This window comes from Flagellimonas sp., from assembly GCF_965601775.1.
In the GTDB taxonomy this organism is placed as follows: domain Bacteria; phylum Bacteroidota; class Bacteroidia; order Flavobacteriales; family Flavobacteriaceae; genus Flagellimonas.
The window spans coordinates 3592326-3610490 of record NZ_OZ271837.1 but is presented as its reverse complement, the minus strand read 5'-3'; the positions used below and the strand labels follow the sequence as shown (position 1 = coordinate 3610490).

General features: G+C 40.0%; 20 protein-coding genes. 9 read left to right on the top strand and 11 right to left on the bottom strand.

Translation table 11 applies throughout. From position 1 onward, the window contains the following. Positions 1-62 precede the first annotated feature (62 nt). Positions 63-2798, top strand: a complete 2736-nt coding sequence (locus tag ACSLUF_RS16660; RefSeq protein ID WP_435623793.1) for a carboxypeptidase-like regulatory domain-containing protein — start codon at positions 63-65, stop codon at positions 2796-2798. A gap of 2 nt (positions 2799-2800) precedes the next feature. Further along, entirely contained in the window at positions 2801-4162 is a 1362-nt protein-coding gene (locus ACSLUF_RS16655; protein ID WP_435623792.1) for a DUF5689 domain-containing protein, read from the top strand. On the opposite strand, the gene ACSLUF_RS16650 is transcribed toward ACSLUF_RS16655, so the two are convergent. Together ACSLUF_RS16650 and ACSLUF_RS16645 are read right to left on the bottom strand one after the other, a co-directional pair. Beyond that, on the bottom strand, positions 4159-4692 hold the full coding sequence (locus ACSLUF_RS16650) for a hypothetical protein (RefSeq protein ID WP_435623791.1): 534 nt from the start codon (positions 4690-4692) through the stop codon (positions 4159-4161). The genes ACSLUF_RS16655 and ACSLUF_RS16650 overlap by 4 nt on opposite strands. 88 nt (positions 4693-4780) lie before the next feature. After that, positions 4781-5392: a DinB family protein gene (locus tag ACSLUF_RS16645; protein ID WP_435623790.1), complete on the bottom strand. Its 612-nt coding sequence runs from the start codon at positions 5390-5392 to the stop codon at positions 4781-4783. A gap of 374 nt (positions 5393-5766) precedes the next feature. On the opposite strand from ACSLUF_RS16645, the gene ACSLUF_RS16640 reads away from it, so the two are divergent. Genes ACSLUF_RS16640 through ACSLUF_RS16630 form a run of 3 tightly spaced genes read left to right on the top strand, consistent with a single transcriptional unit; the run spans position 5767 to position 7653 of the window. Next, positions 5767-6246: an ankyrin repeat domain-containing protein gene (locus ACSLUF_RS16640; RefSeq protein ID WP_435623789.1), complete on the top strand. Its 480-nt coding sequence runs from the start codon at positions 5767-5769 to the stop codon at positions 6244-6246. Between the two features lie 7 nt (positions 6247-6253). Next, positions 6254-6874 carry an NUDIX hydrolase gene (locus tag ACSLUF_RS16635; protein WP_435623788.1) on the top strand — a complete coding sequence of 207 codons (621 nt, stop codon included), beginning with the start codon at positions 6254-6256 and terminating at the stop codon, positions 6872-6874. A gap of 8 nt (positions 6875-6882) precedes the next feature. Then, positions 6883-7653, top strand: a complete 771-nt coding sequence (locus ACSLUF_RS16630) for an amidohydrolase (protein ID WP_435623787.1) — start codon at positions 6883-6885, stop codon at positions 7651-7653. On the opposite strand, the gene ACSLUF_RS16625 is transcribed toward ACSLUF_RS16630, so the two are convergent. Further along, positions 7640-9259, bottom strand: a complete 1620-nt coding sequence (locus ACSLUF_RS16625) for an Ig-like domain-containing protein (protein ID WP_435623786.1) — start codon at positions 9257-9259, stop codon at positions 7640-7642. The genes ACSLUF_RS16630 and ACSLUF_RS16625 overlap by 14 nt on opposite strands. Positions 9260-9328: 69 nt before the next feature. Beyond that, positions 9329-10030 carry a ComF family protein gene (locus ACSLUF_RS16620; protein ID WP_435623785.1) on the bottom strand — a complete coding sequence of 234 codons (702 nt, stop codon included), beginning with the start codon at positions 10028-10030 and terminating at the stop codon, positions 9329-9331. Positions 10031-10066: 36 nt separating this feature from the next. Here ACSLUF_RS16620 and ACSLUF_RS16615 point away from each other — a divergent pair, with 36 nt between their 5' ends. The 4 genes from ACSLUF_RS16615 to ACSLUF_RS16600 all read left to right on the top strand — a co-directional run bounded on the left by ACSLUF_RS16615 (position 10067) and on the right by ACSLUF_RS16600 (position 15131). Beyond that, positions 10067-10966: a hypothetical protein gene (locus ACSLUF_RS16615; RefSeq protein WP_435623784.1), complete on the top strand. Its 900-nt coding sequence runs from the start codon at positions 10067-10069 to the stop codon at positions 10964-10966. A gap of 37 nt (positions 10967-11003) precedes the next feature. Then, positions 11004-12545, top strand: coding sequence for a glycine--tRNA ligase (locus tag ACSLUF_RS16610; RefSeq protein WP_435623783.1), 1542 nt, complete (start codon positions 11004-11006; stop codon positions 12543-12545). Positions 12546-12648: 103 nt separating this feature from the next. Next, positions 12649-14877, top strand: coding sequence for a response regulator (locus ACSLUF_RS16605; RefSeq protein ID WP_435623782.1), 2229 nt, complete (start codon positions 12649-12651; stop codon positions 14875-14877). A 74-nt stretch (positions 14878-14951) separates the two neighbouring features. After that, positions 14952-15131 (top strand): hypothetical protein, encoded by a 180-nt coding sequence (locus tag ACSLUF_RS16600; protein ID WP_435623781.1) that lies wholly within the window; start codon positions 14952-14954, stop codon positions 15129-15131. Between the two features lie 12 nt (positions 15132-15143). Here the strand turns inward: ACSLUF_RS16600 and ACSLUF_RS16595 are convergent, their stop codons facing one another. The 7 genes from ACSLUF_RS16595 to ACSLUF_RS16565 form a co-directional block, all read right to left on the bottom strand. Next, positions 15144-15617 (bottom strand): hypothetical protein, encoded by a 474-nt coding sequence (locus ACSLUF_RS16595; protein ID WP_435623780.1) that lies wholly within the window; start codon positions 15615-15617, stop codon positions 15144-15146. Positions 15618-15710: 93 nt separating this feature from the next. Next, complete coding sequence (locus tag ACSLUF_RS16590; RefSeq protein WP_435623779.1) at positions 15711-16214, bottom strand: hypothetical protein; 504 nt, start codon at positions 16212-16214, stop codon at positions 15711-15713. A 107-nt stretch (positions 16215-16321) separates the two neighbouring features. Further along, entirely contained in the window at positions 16322-16771 is a 450-nt protein-coding gene (locus ACSLUF_RS16585; protein WP_435623778.1) for a hypothetical protein, read from the bottom strand. Between the two features lie 32 nt (positions 16772-16803). Continuing rightward, positions 16804-17145: a hypothetical protein gene (locus tag ACSLUF_RS16580; RefSeq protein ID WP_435623777.1), complete on the bottom strand. Its 342-nt coding sequence runs from the start codon at positions 17143-17145 to the stop codon at positions 16804-16806. A gap of 19 nt (positions 17146-17164) precedes the next feature. Then, positions 17165-17407 (bottom strand): DUF7683 domain-containing protein, encoded by a 243-nt coding sequence (locus ACSLUF_RS16575; protein ID WP_435623776.1) that lies wholly within the window; start codon positions 17405-17407, stop codon positions 17165-17167. A gap of 49 nt (positions 17408-17456) precedes the next feature. Continuing rightward, on the bottom strand, positions 17457-17846 hold the full coding sequence (locus ACSLUF_RS16570) for a hypothetical protein (protein WP_435623775.1): 390 nt from the start codon (positions 17844-17846) through the stop codon (positions 17457-17459). Continuing rightward, the gene (locus ACSLUF_RS16565) at positions 17839-18162 is read right to left on the bottom strand and encodes a hypothetical protein (protein WP_435623774.1); all 324 of its coding nucleotides are present in this window, start codon (positions 18160-18162) and stop codon (positions 17839-17841) included. Before ACSLUF_RS16565 ends, ACSLUF_RS16570 begins: the two co-directional genes overlap by 8 nt. Between the last annotated feature and the right edge of the window lie 3 nt (positions 18163-18165).

Below are 18165 nucleotides of genomic sequence, written 5' to 3'. Positions count from 1 at the left end.
TTCCTACCTGAAACAAAGACATTAACCTCAGTCTTTATCAAATTAACCTACATTTTTAGACTATGAGATTTGCTTTGCTTCTCATGGTACTCTGTTTTCCCAACAAAGATTTCGGGCAACGGCGTACCATAATTTCGGGTACAATACTTCATGAACGTACTCTTAAACCCATTGTCCAAGGAACCATTTCATTAGATGGGTCACTAAAAACAACGTATTCAGACGAAGAAGGAAAATTTGTGCTGTCTGTAAATGTGCAAGGAGAACGGATTTTGGTGGTTACAGCCAAAGGCTATTCGACTAAACGGATACCAATTGCAATCGAAGAAGACATAAACCTTGGGGATATTTTTTTGACCTACGACCTAACCACTGATAAAGAGGACAACTTAATTTCCCTAACAGATGGCGAACTTACTTCGGAGGAGGTTTTCTCTGTTTCATCCGGCTTGTTACAGTCCACAAAAGATGTTTTTCTAAGAAGGGCCGCTTTTGATTTTGGTCAAGTATTTTTTAGGGTTAGGGGTTACGATTCCAGAAACGGACTGCTCATGTTGAATGGAGTACCAATGAACAAACCGGATAATGGGAGACCCCAATGGAACAATTGGGGAGGATTGAATGACGTGACCAGAAATCAAGAATTCACCAATGGACTTGCCTTAAATAATAGTGTTTTTGGAGGAATTCTAGGAAATACCAATATCAATCTTAAACCCTCAGAACTAAGAGGAGGATTGCGCATATCCTCTTCACTTTCAAATAGAACATATCGGGGAAGAATCATGGCAACCTATAATTCCGGATTGCAAGGAAATGGATTGGCCTACTCCGTGTCAGGCTCCAGAAGATGGTCGCAAGAAGGATTTATTGAAGGTACCCTGTATGACGCATTTTCCTTTTTTGGTGCAATCGAGTACAATTTAAATAAAGATAACTCCCTAATGTTGGCTACTATCTTAGCTAAAAATAGGAGGGGACGCTCTTCTGCAGTTAGAGAAGAAGTATTCAATTTAATGGGAAACACCTATAATCCGTATTGGGGAAATCAGAACGGGGAGATTCGAAATTCACGTCAAGCACAGGTTTTTGAACCTATTTTCCTTCTTAACTATCGATGGCAGACTGAAAAAAGCCAACTGAACATTGGTGCAGTTTATCAATTTGGCACAAATGCAAGAAGTAGATTGGGTTTTTATAATGCGACCAACCCTGACCCAACCTATTACAGGTACCTACCCAGCTATTATTTAAATGGTCCGCTTGGAGCAGATTTTGTCAATGCCAATTTGGCCCGGGAAGGTTTTTTGGTCAATCCCCAAATTCAATGGGATAAGTTGTATGTGGCAAACATGAACGAAACTAATCAGGGTAGGGCATCTTATGTTTTATATGATGATGTCAGTGAAGGAAACTCTATAAGTATTGCAGGGTCTTTTAATTATGAATTGAATGATTTAATCACCTTGAGTACTGGTGGATATTTCAAAAGGAGTCAAAGCCAAAACTTTGCTCAAATAGATGATTTACTAGGCGCACAATTTCATGAAGATATTGACACCTTTTCAAACACCCAGAACGATATCTTAGGAGATAACAACAAAACTGAGGGACAAAGATTCAACTACAATTATGAAACCCAAACTTCTGAAATAGACTTGTTTGCTCAGCTAAGTATTGCCACTAGAAAGGCCACAGGTTTTCTCTCAGCCTCATACAATACAGCTGATTTTGGAAGAAGAGGCCTGTTTCAAAATGAACGATTTCTAGAAGGCTCTTTGGGCAATAGTCCCACAATTTCTTTTAATACAATAAGAATAAAAGGCGGTGCGACTTATTTCATTTCAGGGCGACATTGGGTGACAGCAAGTGGCGGACTTATCAATAGACCCCCAACTTTGCAAAATGTGTTCATCAATCCAAGGGAAAACAACGATGTTGTACCTGACATTCTTAGCGAAAACCTATCGGCAATTGATTTAAGCTATTTTGGTAGGTTATCCAATTTAACGGCTAGGGTAACTGCATTTTACACCAGATTCATGAATACAACGGATATCAATTTCTTTTTTGTGGATTCAGGATTTGGGTCTGACTTTGTTCAAGAGGTAATTACGGGTTTGGATAGGCTTCATAAAGGGATTGAATTGGGCTTGGAATATGAGGCTTCGGCCACTGTGAAATTGTCACTGGTTGGAAATTTGGGAGATTACCGCTTCGCTAGCGATCCTTCAGTGAAGATAAATTTTGATACCGCAGGTGCTGAGGAGGATCTTATCGACCCTGGAGGAAATATTGATTTGGGGATTTCCCAGCTAAAAAACCTAAGAGTTGCGCAAGGACCTCAAACGGCATTTGCATTGGGAGTTGAATATAGAGACCCAAAATATTGGTGGCTGGGAGCTTCAACTAATTATTTGGACAATAACTATATAAATATCTCCTCCATTACGCGAACCAGAAGTTTCACCATGGACCCAGAAACTGGAATACCTTTTCCCGGCGCAACTGAAGAAAATATTAGTCAATTGTTGCGACAAGAAAAATTGGATGAGGTGTATCTGCTAAATCTAGTAGGAGGCAAATCATGGTTGCATAAAGGGAAATATATCAGCACATTCCTAAGTGTAAACAATGTTTTTGATCAAGTTTTCCGTACAGGAGGATATGAGCAAAGTAGGAATGGTAATTATGGACAACTTCGGCAGGATAACCTTAGTGGCTCCCCCTCTTTCGGTCCGAAATATTGGTATGGTTTCGGGAGGACATATTTTTTGAATTTGGCCATAAACTTTTAGATATGAGATTTAGACTACCCTTTGGAAGTATACTTGTAGCAGCTCTACTCTTGCATCTTTCTTGTGTGAATTCCGACTATGACGAACCATTGGATAATTGCAGCGATAGTTTGGATAACATTATTTCTTATGGCGAATTGGAACAACTGGTTCAAGATGAAGTGATTCAAATTCAAGAAGAATTATTTATTGAGGGATATGTAGTTTCTTCGGACAAAGCGGGCAATTTTTTTAGTGTATTGCATATTCAAGATAGCCCTATCAATCCTTCCCAGGGAATTCAATTGGAAATTGATTTAAGGGAGTCCCATCTTTTCTATGAGGAGGGAAGCAAAGTGCGAGTTGGAGTAAAAGGTCTTTTTTTAGGGAAGAGTGGTGATTTACTCAAATTAGGAGGCACTTTTAATGCTTTTGGAAATCTATCTGTGGGCAGGTTACCTACCCTAAAAATATCTGAGCACATTTTTAATATATGTGATTCACAAGATTTACAACCCGTTACTGTCGCAATTGAGGACCTTGCTCAACTACCTTCTGGAATTTTAGTCCAGCTCCAAAATATGGAATTTACCGATGAAGAATTAGGAAATACATTTGCAGAACCGCAAGAAGAGACTATTCGTATTCTTCAGGATTGTGAGGAGATACAAATGGAAATGGTCAACAGTGGTTTTGCCGACTTTCAAGGCGAAATTGTACCCGAATCCAATGGAACGATTACTGGGGTTCTGTTAAAGGATGGGAATAAGGTCCAGATTGCGATTCGAAGTTTAGGGGACGTTCAGTTTTCAAATGAAAGATGTCCAGAGATTATAACCGAATTCACATCAAACCAAATATTCATATCAGAGCTAGCAGACCCTAATAACAATTCAGGTGCGAGATTTGTGGAGCTCTACAATTCTAGTACCGAGCAGTTAGACTTAAATTTATGGACTTTAAGAAGGTATACCAACGCCAACACAGAAGTCAGCTCAACCATTGATTTATCTGGGATAATACTAGAAGGAGAAAGCACCTTGATCATATCCCCAAATCCATCGGAATTTGAATTGGTCTATGGTTTTCCTCCAGATTTGGGCGTATCAACCAATAGCCCTGCAGATTCCAACGGTGATGACAATTTGGAATTAGTGGACCCTTTCGGAACAGTAATAGATGCATTTGGGATTATAGGAGAAGATGGTTCTGGGACCAACCATGAATTTGAGGATGGGCGCGCCCTAAGAAATCCAGATATTATAGAAGGGAATCCAAACTATACATTTTCAGAATGGACCATTTTTAATGATACCGGGGATGCCGGGACCACAAAACAACCACAGAATGCTCCTGAAGATTTTACTCCGGGATTAAGAAATTAGAAGGGTTTATACCCAAACTTTTGTCCCCCTACCGAGGCATCCGCCATAAGACCCGCTTTGGGCAGGGCAAAAACAGCTACCCCATCTTTGTATTTGGCATTGGCAGAAATTCCAGATTTTAAAGCCACCGCAGAAGCTTCGGCGGCAAATTGGAACTTACCTTCCTTAAAGCGTTCCAAATCCACCGAGGTTTCAAAAAAGATGATTTCAATAATGGCTTGTCCCCCTGCTTGCAAGCCTACGTTCAGCTTTTTAAGGTTGGCCATCCCGATCATTTCTCCCCCTTCATATACCACCCCATTGCCAGAGGCTCCTCCAATAATAAAACCGCCTTTGCCTACATTGGGAAACAGTACGTAACCAGCAGAAGTATCAAAAAAACGTTGTAGACCAATATCGGCCTTTAGCAAGGTCTTTTTGGCTTTTTTGGCATCGTTTATAATTTTTCTATCCTTTTTGGACTGCGCATTTAGGCCTACGGTAAACAAGGACACGGTAAGTATCAAGGTCAAAAACTTCAAGGTTCTCATGTAAATGGATTTTACGGATGGAGAACTAAATTAAAAAATAAACCCCTTCCACAAGGGAAAGGGTTTGCCAATAATTGTTAACACTTTTTTATTTCCCTTTGGGAAATAGTTTATGGGCCATCACCTCTTCCATTTGGAGCACATGACGCTCGGTATGACCTGCAGCAAAGATGATAACTTGAACACCATCCACGGTACCAAAAGGCAGATCGCTGTTGTATCGGTTTCTTAAATCGTCTTCTGTGGTTTTTACAAACTGAATATGCTCCTCTCGTTTGTCCATAAAAGCTTTCACTGTTTCTTCGAAGGAACCGAATTGTCCACTGGGTTCAAAAGCTTCTGAAGTTTTTACACGGTTACTTCGATCAGTGATAATGCCCATCAACTCCTCATCCTTTAGTTTAACCGAATCCCGCAGCGCAGGATTTGGCGTAGTCGCAAGGGTCTTTTGGATAAGTCCACCAAAAGCATTTTCAGAAATGGCCAAGTGCTCCACGCATTCCGCAATGGACCAAGAGTCTTCTTCAGCTTTAAAATTTAATTGCTCCTCAGAAAGCCCAGCAATTACTTTTTGCATATGGTCACGGGTTTCTTCCAGATGTTTGATCACCATGGTGCGTTCGGCATCGGTAAGTTTTGTAGTATCCGTACTAAAACTAAATAGGGCCAAGACCAAAACAGGTAAAATGAATTTTTTCATTGGTTCGAATTTTAGATAGGTTTAAAAATTAATATCACTATTCTGACGATTTAGGAGACTTCAAATTGGACACCTTTCAGGTAGTCTAATTTATAAGGCTTACTTCAAAGATAATTTAATAATCATACCTCCATAGGGTTAAATCTGCCATATTAGAGGGCATTTTTTCGTCAATTGAAATAGGAGGCATAGATGGAGCTTATTTTTTGATAGTCATTGCATATCACTAACAACGAATTACTTATGGGTTTCTTATTAATTTTAAATCGAAAAGAGATTCAAAAAAATTAGAATAGGAGAAAAAGAAAGTTTAACTAAACTTAACTGCCACATCACCGAAAAGGTTGTGGCAGTTTTTTTATCTTTCAAAACATATGGAAAATACTGAACAATTTTTCACTGAAATACGCGATGGCAATGTAGAAAAGGTGACTTCTCTATTGCAAAGCCAACCAGGGTTGTTGGATGCAAAGGATGCCAGAGGTTCCACACCATTGATTTTGGCCACCTATTACAAGCAAAAAGAGGTCGCGGAATCACTTTTATCGCATGGGGCTGGAGTTGACGATAAAGATGGCTCAGGTAATACGGCTTTGATGGGTGTTTGTTTCAAGGGATACACCGAAATTGCCAAGATGCTAATTGATGCTGGCGCCAATGTCAATGTCACCAATGTAATGGGTGCCACCTGTTTGATTTATGCAGTCACCTTTAATCATATGGATATTGTAAAATTGCTTCTGGAGCATAATGCGGATATTTCTGTAAAGGATGCAAGGGGTAACACTGCCTTAGATCATGCCAAGACACAAGACTTTAAACCACTAATCGCCCTATTGGAAGCACATTCATAAAGCTACTATGAGCTCAAATCAACTCAATTTAATCAAAAGACTCAATGCGATAGCGGATACGGGTTTGGTATATGCCGAAGGGGATTATGATAGGGAGCGTTATGAAGAATTGAAGAAAATCAGCCTGGAACTTATGGCTGAAGTCAGTCAAACACCCTTGCAAGTGCTTGAGGATTTTCTGCAACCTACAACGGACTATCCTACCCCAAAAGTGGATGTTCGCGGGTTTGTGCTCAACGAAAAAAATGAGGTGCTTATGGCCAAGGAAAGTGTGGATGGCAGATGGACCATTCCCGGCGGATGGGCCGATATTGGTTGCACCCCCTCTGAGGTTATACGAAAAGAAATTCAGGAGGAAACCGGGTTGATTGCAAAGGTGGTTCGTTTATTGGCAGTGTATGACAAACAGGCGCATCCACATCCTCCGGAACCCCATTATATATATAAACTCAACTTTTTATGTCAAATTACGGGAGGGACGTTGAAACCCGGGTTTGATATGTTGGACGCGGATTTTTTCCCTCTTGATAATCTACCTCCTTTATCAGAAGAGCGTATTTTGGAAGCCCAGATAAAACAACTCTATCAACTCGCAAAATCCAATACCGCTGAGGTATATTTTGATTGATTTCAACAATGGACAGCTTAAAAATCGCTTTAATACAATCTCCTTTGGTTTGGGAAGACCCGGACGCCAATCGAAACGCTTTTGAGACAAAAATTAAGACCATTCCCGATGATGTGGATATGGTTATTTTACCCGAGATGTTTACCACTGGCTTTACCATGTCTCCAGACCATATAGATTCCTCAGAAGGACTGCGAACCCTAGAGTGGATGCAAAGCATGGCTCGAAAACATCAAACAGCTGTGGTGGGGAGCGTGGTGTTTCAGGAAGAAGGAAAAAACTATAACCGTCTGTATTTTGCAAAGCCCGATGGGGAATTTGCCGAATACGATAAGAGACACACTTTTACCCTGGCAGGAGAGCATGAGAAGTACGAAGCGGGAAGCCATAGATTGATGATTGATTATAAAGGCTTCCGCTTTTGCCCGATGATTTGTTATGATCTTCGTTTTCCCGTCTGGTCCAGAAATACTGAGGATTATGATGTTTTGATTTATGTGGCCAATTGGCCCAAACCCCGAATTGCGGCTTGGGATGCTTTACTTAAAGCCCGTGCTATTGAGAATATGGCCTACTGTATTGGGGTTAATCGTGTTGGATTGGATGGTTTGGGGTATGAGTACGTAGGCCATTCTGCGGCCTATGATGTTTTGGGCGAGCAGTTAGCCTTTTCAACCGAAGAAGAAATACTCTACGTGACTTTGGACAAGGAACATATTCAAAAAAATAGGGATAAGCTACGGTTCTTGGATGACCGTGATGGCTTTACTCTGTTATAACAAAAGATTGTTCCAGTTCCCAATTGGCCCTTATCTCAATCACGTCGGGATAATAGCTGATTTTTTCGGGCTGAATTTTCTTTAAATAACTCCCGGTATCCCAAATCCCATTGGCATTATCATCAAAAATGACCCGAATCATATATTTTCCAGGGTCCAGATTATTGAATTCAATGGGTTCTGGAAGTTCGGTGAAAACCTCTCTTTGGGTTTCACCCTGCTCATTGGTCAGTTGCACAATCATGGGAAATCGAACGGCACCCGAAACGCTAACTCTTAAATTTCCATAATCTGCATAGCTACCCGTGGAGAAATTATAGGTTAAGGTGTCATTTTCCATACCAAAGAAATCGGTTACGGCTCCTGGCAAAAATGAAAAAGTATAGGATTGATTGGGTTCCTTCTCAAAATCAAAATCAATCTGGTTTTTAAGGGAATCCAAGCTAAATGTATACCGATAAGGAATAGTATCACTTACAAAAACATCAATATAACTGGTATCCAGTGTTTGTATGGGAGTATCGCTTAAAAGGCTAAAGGTATCATCAAAGCCTAGTTTGCTTCGCGCACTATTGGTAAGTTTTAGCGAGTCCAAAGCCAGTTTTCGGGTTTTAACAGTGAAGGTGTCCATTTGGTCCCATACCTTGTTTTTTACCAAAAAGATGATGGAATCCAGGTCTGTAGGAGTCAACCAATAATTCAAGGTGTCGGCTTCTCTATCCTTTAGGATAGTGGTCCGAACGGAGTCGGGTAAGTCCGTAAGGCTCTCGATACTGATTTCCTCACCGATGCCTTGATACCCAAAAATGATGCGGTTTTTGGCCACATAACTGGGTACGGAAGCACTGTAATCAGGGATTTCCTTAAAAAGGTTGAGCAGATATATGGAATCTGTGGGAATGGTGATGGTATCCTCCAAAAATCCAATTTTGTCCTGCCTTTGGTCAAAAAGATTGTTTTTGTTCGCATCCTTTAAAGCAATCAACTTATACTGTCCCGCCTTTAGGTTCTTCAGCTCGAAAATGGGAAGGCTGTCCCCGGTGTTGGCAATATAGTTTGGGGGCTTCTTAAAAACGGTGGAATCCGTAAAGGCCGTATCCAATTCGTAAAGCAATACACTGATAAACTCCTCTGCCTTTCGGTCGTAAGCATCTTTTACCGCTCCAGAGAGCGTAAGGGAATCGATATAGGTTCCCGTGGAGAACACATAGGTCAGAAAGCTATTGGGATTACCTTCATTGTTATCCACAATACTTTGACCAAAATTTAGGGTATAGGTAGTATTTTCCTTCAAGGTATCCTTAATGGTGACTTCTACATATTTGCTTACCCCACCTTGCGGTATTATTTCTGGGGGGTATTGTAAAGGGGGAGAGATAATCAGCTGGTTCTGCACATCCTCCAACTTGATATATTCATCAAAGTACAAACGTATTTTGTTCTCCTTGAACTCTGTGGAAAAATTATCAGGAACGGTACGAAGCAATTGCGGCGGAGTCTCATCGACGGGTCCACCGGTCGGATTCCCACGACGGGCGCATTGCCATAGGACCAATCCTATCCAAAGAATAAAAAAGAAACTTAAAAATCTCCTGATACCGGCCATAGCAAATGATATTGGGCAAAGAAACGATTAATTTGATTTTTGGAAATGGACATAAGAAAAATTTAACCCCTAATCCACCACGGCAATGCTCGCCACTGAGATTTCAACTCCCGGTATTTGGGTCAATTTTCGGGCACAGGCCTCTACGGTTGCTCCTGTGGTAATCACATCATCCAACAAAAGAACATGCGTATACCCCCTACTCTTGGGGTCAACCAAATCAAAAGCATCTTGAATACTTTCCCATCGGGATTGCCTGTCCTTCTTGGTCTGGGTTTTTGTATTCTTTTTCCGAATGAGCAGGTCCGGGGCAAAATCAGCTTCTAGATGTTCTGCGATGTGTTGGGCAAAAAGGGAAACTTGGTTATAGGTCCTTTTTTTCTCCTTTTTGGGATGTAGGGGAACAGGAACCACAACATCCACATTTTGTAATGACTTTTCCTCTTTCAACAAAGAACCATACCAGTCACCGAAAAATCCTCCAATCTTCTCTTGTTTTTTATACTTTAAAAAATGCAGTAGGTTTTTGACCACCCCATTTTTGGTAAAAAAGAGAAAAGAAGAGGCCTTTTTTATGGGAATTCTACCATAAAAAATCCGGTCAACTGCATTTTCTTCCGTGAAATTGTAATCGGTGAGTGGCAGCTCATGTCGACAAACGGTACACAAAACCTGTTCTCCTCTGGATAATCGGGCATTACATCCAAAACACACCTTTGGCAATAGGATGTTGTTAATATCGTTTATTATCTTAGCCAACCTTTTGGACATCAAATCTTATATTGTTTAGAGTAGCTCTAGAACCCCATGGACTCCCAAGATAACAATTTCAATTACAAGATTATATTTGCCGCTCTTGTAGCAGTAATTGTGGGTATTCTCATTGCTTTCTACTATAGCTATGCCCAGTCCAAGAATCAAATGGTTTTTTTAGAGCAGGAAAAGTCGCTTTTAGTTAAGGATTTAACCCTGATGAAGGCAGAAGTGGACCGCTTGTCCGGTTTAAACGAAGTTAACGAAATTGAACTTCAAACCTCACGTTTTCGGGTGGAACAATTGCTGGATTCCGTAGGGCGATTGAACTTCAGCCTAACTAAACTTAAGGAAACCCGTAGCGAACTTCGTATGTTGGAGGTGAGTTTTGATAGTTTAAAACTGAAAAACAACTTTTTGCGCTACAACAACCGCCTTTTGGCAGACCGTTACGAAGAGACCCAAAAACAACTGCGGGACGCTTGGGGTAGGGCCAGTAATATTGAAAAAAGAGAATCCCTTCTTCGGGAAACCAATAGGGAGTTGAGTCGTGAACTTAAGATTAAAAGCTACCTAAAATTGCAAAATGCTGAAGGAAGTGGCTTTAGGTTACGCGCAGGTCGTCCTATCAAAACCAATAAGGCTTCAACGATTGAAAAGTTAAGAGGGTGTGTTACCATTCTAAGTGATCCTTCGGAAAAAAGAGGCAATGTACGTGTGGTGTACTTGCAATTCTTATCCCCAGAAATGGAAGTGATTGAGGACAACGCCACTACAATTTCGGTTGGGGGCAACACCTACAGCAAAAAAGTAGAGATTGTCTATACCGGAAAGGAGATCAGTATATGTGACGCCATTACGGTGCCAGCGGAATCTCTTGTCGAAGGTATTTATACCCTTAACGTTTATGAGGATGAACGACTTTTGGCCTCTACTGAATTTCAATTGAAATAACCCATCACTTTTTTACTGAAAAAACTATTTTTGCCGAATGGCGAATCAGGAAGATATTTTCAAGAAGGTCATCTCCCATGCAAAGGAGTACGGCTATATATTTCAATCCAGTGAAATCTACGACGGTTTAAGTGCCGTTTACGATTATGGTCAGAACGGGGTTGAACTCAAAAAGAACATCCGTGAATATTGGTGGCAGGCCATGGTGCAGCTCAATGACAATATTGTTGGGATTGATGCGGCCATTTTTATGCACCCTACTACCTGGAAGGCTTCGGGCCACGTAGATGCTTTTAACGATCCTTTGATTGACAATAAGGATTCTAAAAAAAGATATCGTGCTGATGTTTTGGTGGAGGACCATGTAGCCAAAATTGAAGGGAAGATTGAAAAGGAAGTCAAGAAAGCTGCCAAACGCTTTGGGGATAGCTTTGACAAGCAGCAATTTTTGGAAACCAATCCACGGGTTTTGGACTACCAAGCCAAGGCGGATGGGATATTGAAAAGATTGGGAAAATCCCTGGAAAATGAGGATTTGGCCGATGTTAAAGCCCTGATTGAGGAATTGGGCATAGTGTGTCCCATTTCCGGTTCCAAAAACTGGACGGATGTCAAGCAGTTCAACCTGATGTTTGGCACCAAATTGGGTGCTACCGCAGATTCTGCCATGGACCTGTATCTGCGTCCGGAAACGGCCCAGGGAATATTCGTAAACTTTCTGAATGTGCAGAAATCCGGTCGTATGAAAATCCCGTTCGGAATAGCGCAAACCGGAAAAGCTTTTCGAAATGAAATCGTGGCGCGCCAATTCATTTTCCGTATGCGCGAATTTGAGCAGATGGAAATGCAATATTTCATCAAACCGGGCACCCAAAAAGAGTGGTACGACACTTGGAAGGAAAAACGCCTTAACTGGCACCTTTCGTTGGGCTTGGGAGAAGAAAATTATCGTTTCCACGACCATGAAAAACTGGCCCACTACGCAGATGCCGCTTCAGATATTGAGTTCCGGTTCCCATTTGGTTTCAAGGAGTTGGAAGGGATTCATTCCAGAACCGATTTCGATTTGGGCAGTCATGAAAAATATTCCAACAAAAAACTACAATATTTCGACCCCGAAGAGAACAAGAGTTACGTACCCTACGTACTGGAAACTTCCATAGGTTTAGATCGTATGTTCCTAGCTGTTTTTTCAAGCGCTTTGCAAGAGGAAGAGCTGGAAAACAATACCACCCGAACCGTATTGAAACTCCCTGCGGTTTTGGCTCCGGCCAAAGCGGCCGTTTTGCCTTTGTTAAAGCGGGATGGTCTTCCGGAAGTGGCCCAGAAACTGGTGGATGAGCTAAAATGGGACTTCAATGTGGTGTATGATGAGAAAGATGCCGTAGGTCGTCGCTATCGCCGTCAAGATGCCGTGGGAACCCCATTTTGCATCACCGTGGACCATCAGACCTTGGAAGATGAAACCGTGACCATCCGTCATCGGGATACCATGGAGCAACAACGGGTAAAGCTAGATGCAGTAAAAGACATCATTTCCAAAGAGGTGGATATGAGGTATTGGTTGCAGCGCATCTAGGACTTTCTCTTAAGGGCATTTTTGTAGTAAATTTCTGTAAAACACACTAAAAGCGGTTTAAAAACGTTTACATATAGCCTTGCACGCGCCCCAAATTTTAACGATGCGAAAGCTATATCCTTTTATTGCCCTTCTTTTCCTGTGCAGCTTCCTCAAAGCACAACAGGAAACCACCGAATATTTTGACCCTTCCGACGAAATTTCAGAAGAGGAAATTTTGGTACGATTGGACAGTTTAAAAAGCAAACTGATTCAAGATTACTACAGCAATAACTTCTTGGAGGTATTGAAATATGGGGATATGGGCCTTAAGCTTGCCGATAGGATAAACAATTTGGCATGGGATGTTGAGATTTCGAAATATACCGGTAGTGCCCTTATTCGAATTAAGGACACCCTTAGAGCTCAAAAAACCTTTACAGAATCCCTGAAGAAGGCCAAAATTGTCAACGATTCCATTCTTATTGCCGATGCCTATAACAACCTGGGCAATTTGAACAATGAGATTGGTGAAGATAAAAGGGCCATAGCCTATTACGAGGAAGCACTTAAAATCTATGCGGCCAAAGACCAAAATACCCGGGTATTTGTCATTCATTTTAACCTTTCGGATATCTATCTGGACCAGAAGAATCTGAGAAAATCCAAACAGCATGTTGCCGGTTTGGATACCTATATCGATGCCATTCAGGTGCCTATGTTCCGGGCTGGATATTATTTTTCCAAAGGACGCTTGGCCTTAATGGAACAACAATGGGATGATGCCATTGCATTTTTTCAAGAGGATATTGCCATCTCCGAAAAACACGAATATACCGACGGGCTGGTAGAAGGCTACGAATACCTGATTGAAGCCAATGTGGGGAAAGGGGATTACGAGCAAGCCTATGTGGTGCGGCAGCAAGCGGATGTATACGCCGATAAAAAGCAGGAAATAGAAAAGGCGGCGGCCATCAATGAGGTGATTGCCCGCATGAACGTAAACCAGTACAAGCAGGAACTGAAGGCGAGGGAGCTGGAAAACGAGATAAACCAACAGACGGCCGAAAGAAATAAGATCATACTGTATATCAGTTTGGCCGCTGTGTTCGCACTTTCTGTATTCGGATTTACCATGTTCTTCTCCTTTAAAAGAAGAAAGGCCCTGGTACAAGATTTACAGGAAACCAATGTGCAGTACTTGGAGGCCAAAAAGAAGGCCGAAGAACTTTCTGAGGTAAAGACCAATTTCCTTTCGGCCATCAGTCACGAGTTGCGGACGCCTTTATATGGTATTATTGGTATCGCTTCTATCCTAAAACAAGAAAAGCCGTTGGCTAAATATAAAGAAGACATTACCTCGCTCAAGTTTTCTGCGGATTATCTGCTGGCACTTATTAATGATTTGCTGTTCTTGAACAAATTGGACGCCCTAAAGAATCGGGAATTGGAAAGCAAACCCTTCCATTTGCGCAAATTGGTGCGAAATATCACCAACTCCATGGAGCATATGCGGGCCAAAAACAACAACCAGTTTGAGATTGAAATTACGGAAGACGTACCCGAATTTTTGAAGGGGGACTACGTAAAGCTGTCCCAAATACTCATCAACCTGATCAGTAACGCCTGTAAGTTTACGGAAGAAGGTACCATTACCATTTCCATAATACCCAAGGAAGTTAAGGAAGAATGTATTCTGCTCGATTTTAAGATTGCCGATACGGGTATGGGGATTTCTGAGGAGAAGCAACGCGATATTTTTGACGAGTTTACCCAGGATATGAAATCCAACGATTTTCAGGGAACGGGATTGGGCCTTGCCATTGTAAAGCGACTCTTGGACCTGCACGATGCCACCATTGACCTAAAAAGTGAGAAAAATGTGGGTACCGAGTTCACTTTTACCATTTGCTATGAGGTAACCCAAAAGACAGAGGTTGAAGAAGTGCCCAAGCAAGAAGTGATAGACCGTAGCATTGTGGGCAGCCATATTCTGATTGTGGACGATAATAAAATCAACCGCTTGGTGACCCGTAAGATTCTGGAAAGCAACAAATTTACCTGCACCATTGCCGAAAATGGGAAAGAGGCCTTGGAAATTATAAACGATGAGGTCTTTGACATGATCTTGATGGACGTGAACATGCCCATTATGAACGGTTTTGAGGCCACCAGGGAGATTCGCGGGTTTAACAGCACCGTGCCCATTATTGCCTTGACCGCTACGGACCCCACCAAATCGTTTGACGACCTAAAAGGCTTGGGCTTTACCGACCTGATCATAAAACCCTACGATACCGCCGACTTTTTGGAAGTGATCAAAAAGAATTTTGTGTCTACGGTGAAGATTTAGGCGACTTCCACTTTTTCTAAAAAAGCTACTAATTAGTAGTTGTGTGCCACAGCTTTCGTTTCTAAGTTTATCCGATGGAAAAGCAAACCCTTTCTGAATGGATTACCGAAGCCTATGGTTCCCCTGCCGCGCTCAACAAGCAATTAAACCACGTCATTTTTATGCTGCACTTTCTGCAAGAAGATACCTTTACTTCCAGAGAAATTCAAGATGCCGCAGAGTTGCTTAAAGGTTTAGGGGAGGTTTTGGAGTGATGGTTTTGAAAGTTACTCTATGAAATCTTTTTTATCAAAAATTCTATATAGGTTGTAGGCTGTATACCCTACCGTGAGTAGCAATATTAAAATTGAAAAAGGAAGACTTGCCGATTTTCCATACACTTTCTTTTTGTCAAATTCTACAATAAGAGGATCTGTTCTTTTATTATCCGTTTTTAGGTACACTCTCAATTCTTTTCCAATGGCGTTTTCGTCTTGAAATACTTTCCAGTGTATCCTGTAATGGTCTGTTAGCTTATAGGTCCTCTTTTCCCTATCTGAGGTTATTAAGACAAGTCGTTTTTTATCCACATAAGTGAATGATTTTCTCGGCCTGTACTTATAAGTTTCTATGAAAACTTTTTTTAGCGTCCCATATTCTTGGGTTAGTTCACCTTTTCCAGAAAACACATTGGGGATTGTATAAACAACCGAAATAAAAATCAAGGCAAGGTTTAGGAATATGGTATTAAACTTCTTCAACTAACGTTTTTTGATTGGATACCAAGGAATAGGGCAGAATTTTGATATGGCTTTAAACTACAATGAATTATGGCCATTGTTAGGCAATCATAGTTATTGTTGACTTTCTTTTTCTATCATTCTATTTTTATTGTTTTCTTGGTAAAAAGTCAACTGGTATTCTATCAAATCTTCCAATTTTTCTTTCCCATTAAATGTCACGGTAAACTTTCGATTCGGAAATTCCGTCTTTAATTTTGCTGCATAGATTTCTTGAAGAATGCAACCCAAATATTTGACCTGCTCAACATTTATTTCATTTTGTTTTTCAAAAGTGAAAAAATCAAGAATATGAATATGATTAATTACACTTTCGATTTGCCTGTAATCAGAAATGGATTTCGATTTAGTCCATTCCTCATAGTTGTCCGGGGAGAAGTGAGATTTTATAAATATACAGTTATCATATTCAAGAAATTCAGGCCAAAAAATTGTCGAATAGCCGATTGCTAATCTTATGTTACCTTCACAAGTTACCCAGTCTTGTAAATCAAAATCGTCTCCGTTTTCCTTCTTCCAATCCTTAAGTTCTGGAATTAACTTTAGTTCGTTTATCATTGTTGGGCATGATTTTCAGTTTGCGTAAATTCAGCTATTAATGGTTTCTAAGTTTTAAGTTAAGGAATTGTTGCTATGAATTACAGACTATGTTGTAGGTGATTTTGTTATTTATCAAGGCTTCTTTTTTCCGTCTTCCAACTTACGGTTACTAATAGGGAAATCAAAATGAATTGAATAAGAAGAATGTAGAGATAAACCAGGTTCCATAATTCCTGGGTGTTGTCATCCAACTTATTGATTTCATTTATCCAATTGATTTTTAACGCGGTATAAGTAATATAAAGAACTAAAAAAGAGGTTGCAAAGACCAAAATCTTGTTTGCACTTCTATTTTCAAGTTTTTCCAATGTAATCTTAATCAGAAAGACAAAAACAAAAATGGATGGTAGATATGCGAAAAAGAAATACCAGTTATAAATATTAAAATAGTTCTCAAATAGGACAATTCTTGTTCGATTGGAAAATCCAAGATTTCCTGTTCCAACAGTAAGTATATAGCAAACACTCAAAATTATTACTGAAACTATAGTCCATATCCAATTTTTTCTCCACATCCTGTTTTGCTTGACATCAACCACTGGCTCTACTAATACTTTGATTTGCTATTTTGTTCCACAGGATTTTCGACTTTGCTTATTTCTCTTAAAATACTTGCAAGCCTGTCAAAATCAACAAAAGTGGTATGTCTGTCTTTGTCCTTTATTAGCTTTTTTAATTCTGACAAGTCATCTTGAAGGTCACCTAATGATATTTGTGTAGCGGAAAACCAGTTTTCGGGACTATCAAAATCGTCCCACTTTTCCGTTGGAATAAGACGATAAGCACTAGTTTTTAATTCTAGCTCGGAATCCTGTCCATATTCATCTTCTAGCTTTTCAATTATCCTCTGGAACAATATTTTAATCTCCGAAACTCTTATTGAATTCATTACTCGTAATTATATGTAATTAATTGCCCTGATAACAAGCTAGAAAATAATCATATTTATCCGTTTCGAAGATATGTCCAAGATTTTCAAAATAATCCTGCAATGCTCCTTTTACTTCATAAGCATAGTAAAGTTTAGCGTCACCATCTACTAAATCCACTAGACCTTTGACAACTTCAATATCAAGATTATCGATAATAATTTCATCTTTGATTTCATCAGAGAGTTTTTCAAAAACATCAAATTGTCTAATTATTTTCACTTAATCTAAAATTGTGTTCAACGGTCTCGGCTATGACTTCGTAACGAAGCTATGAGTTATAGCCTTTGTTGTAGTGTCGTTTTATTTTTTCAATTGTTTTGTCAGTCAGTATTTCTAATTCAACTTGTTCAGTCTGATAACTGTCGTCAACTTGATTTCCAACATTGCTTGAGAAAATGTCCCAGTTCAGATTTAGCTTATTGCCTAACTCAACAATTAAATCCCTTAAGTTATGTCCGTTTTTCTCCAGATCCGCCATAATCCAATTTCCAATTCCATGAGCGCTTTTCAAATCGTCTGAAAAGCTTAAATAGTATTTTGGAATATCGTTTTCATAAATTACGTTTTCATTTAATTCCAATTCCAAGAAAGGGAAAAAGCGTTCATTATTTTTTCCGCTTATCAAATAAGATTCGGTATCGAGTTTTATCTTATTCATTGATTCTGTCAAAAACTGTTTTGAAAGAACCTTCTTCGATTAGGTGATTTATAACTTTCAATATTTCACGTCTATTCAGCGTATCAATGAGAATCAAGTCTGTTGCGTAAAAATATTTTCCATTTAGACATTCTCCTGTTTCCATATTCTTTTGTCTCAACCATTGGATATTCTCATAAGTGAAAAATGTTGCAACAAATTTTTCTCCATTTTCAAATGTTACTATAACATCTGAATTATCGTTTGACTCCGCTTTTCCTCCTTGAATTGGTCCTTTTCCCTCTGTTCCAATCCAAATGTTTTTTATGTTATTCATTTA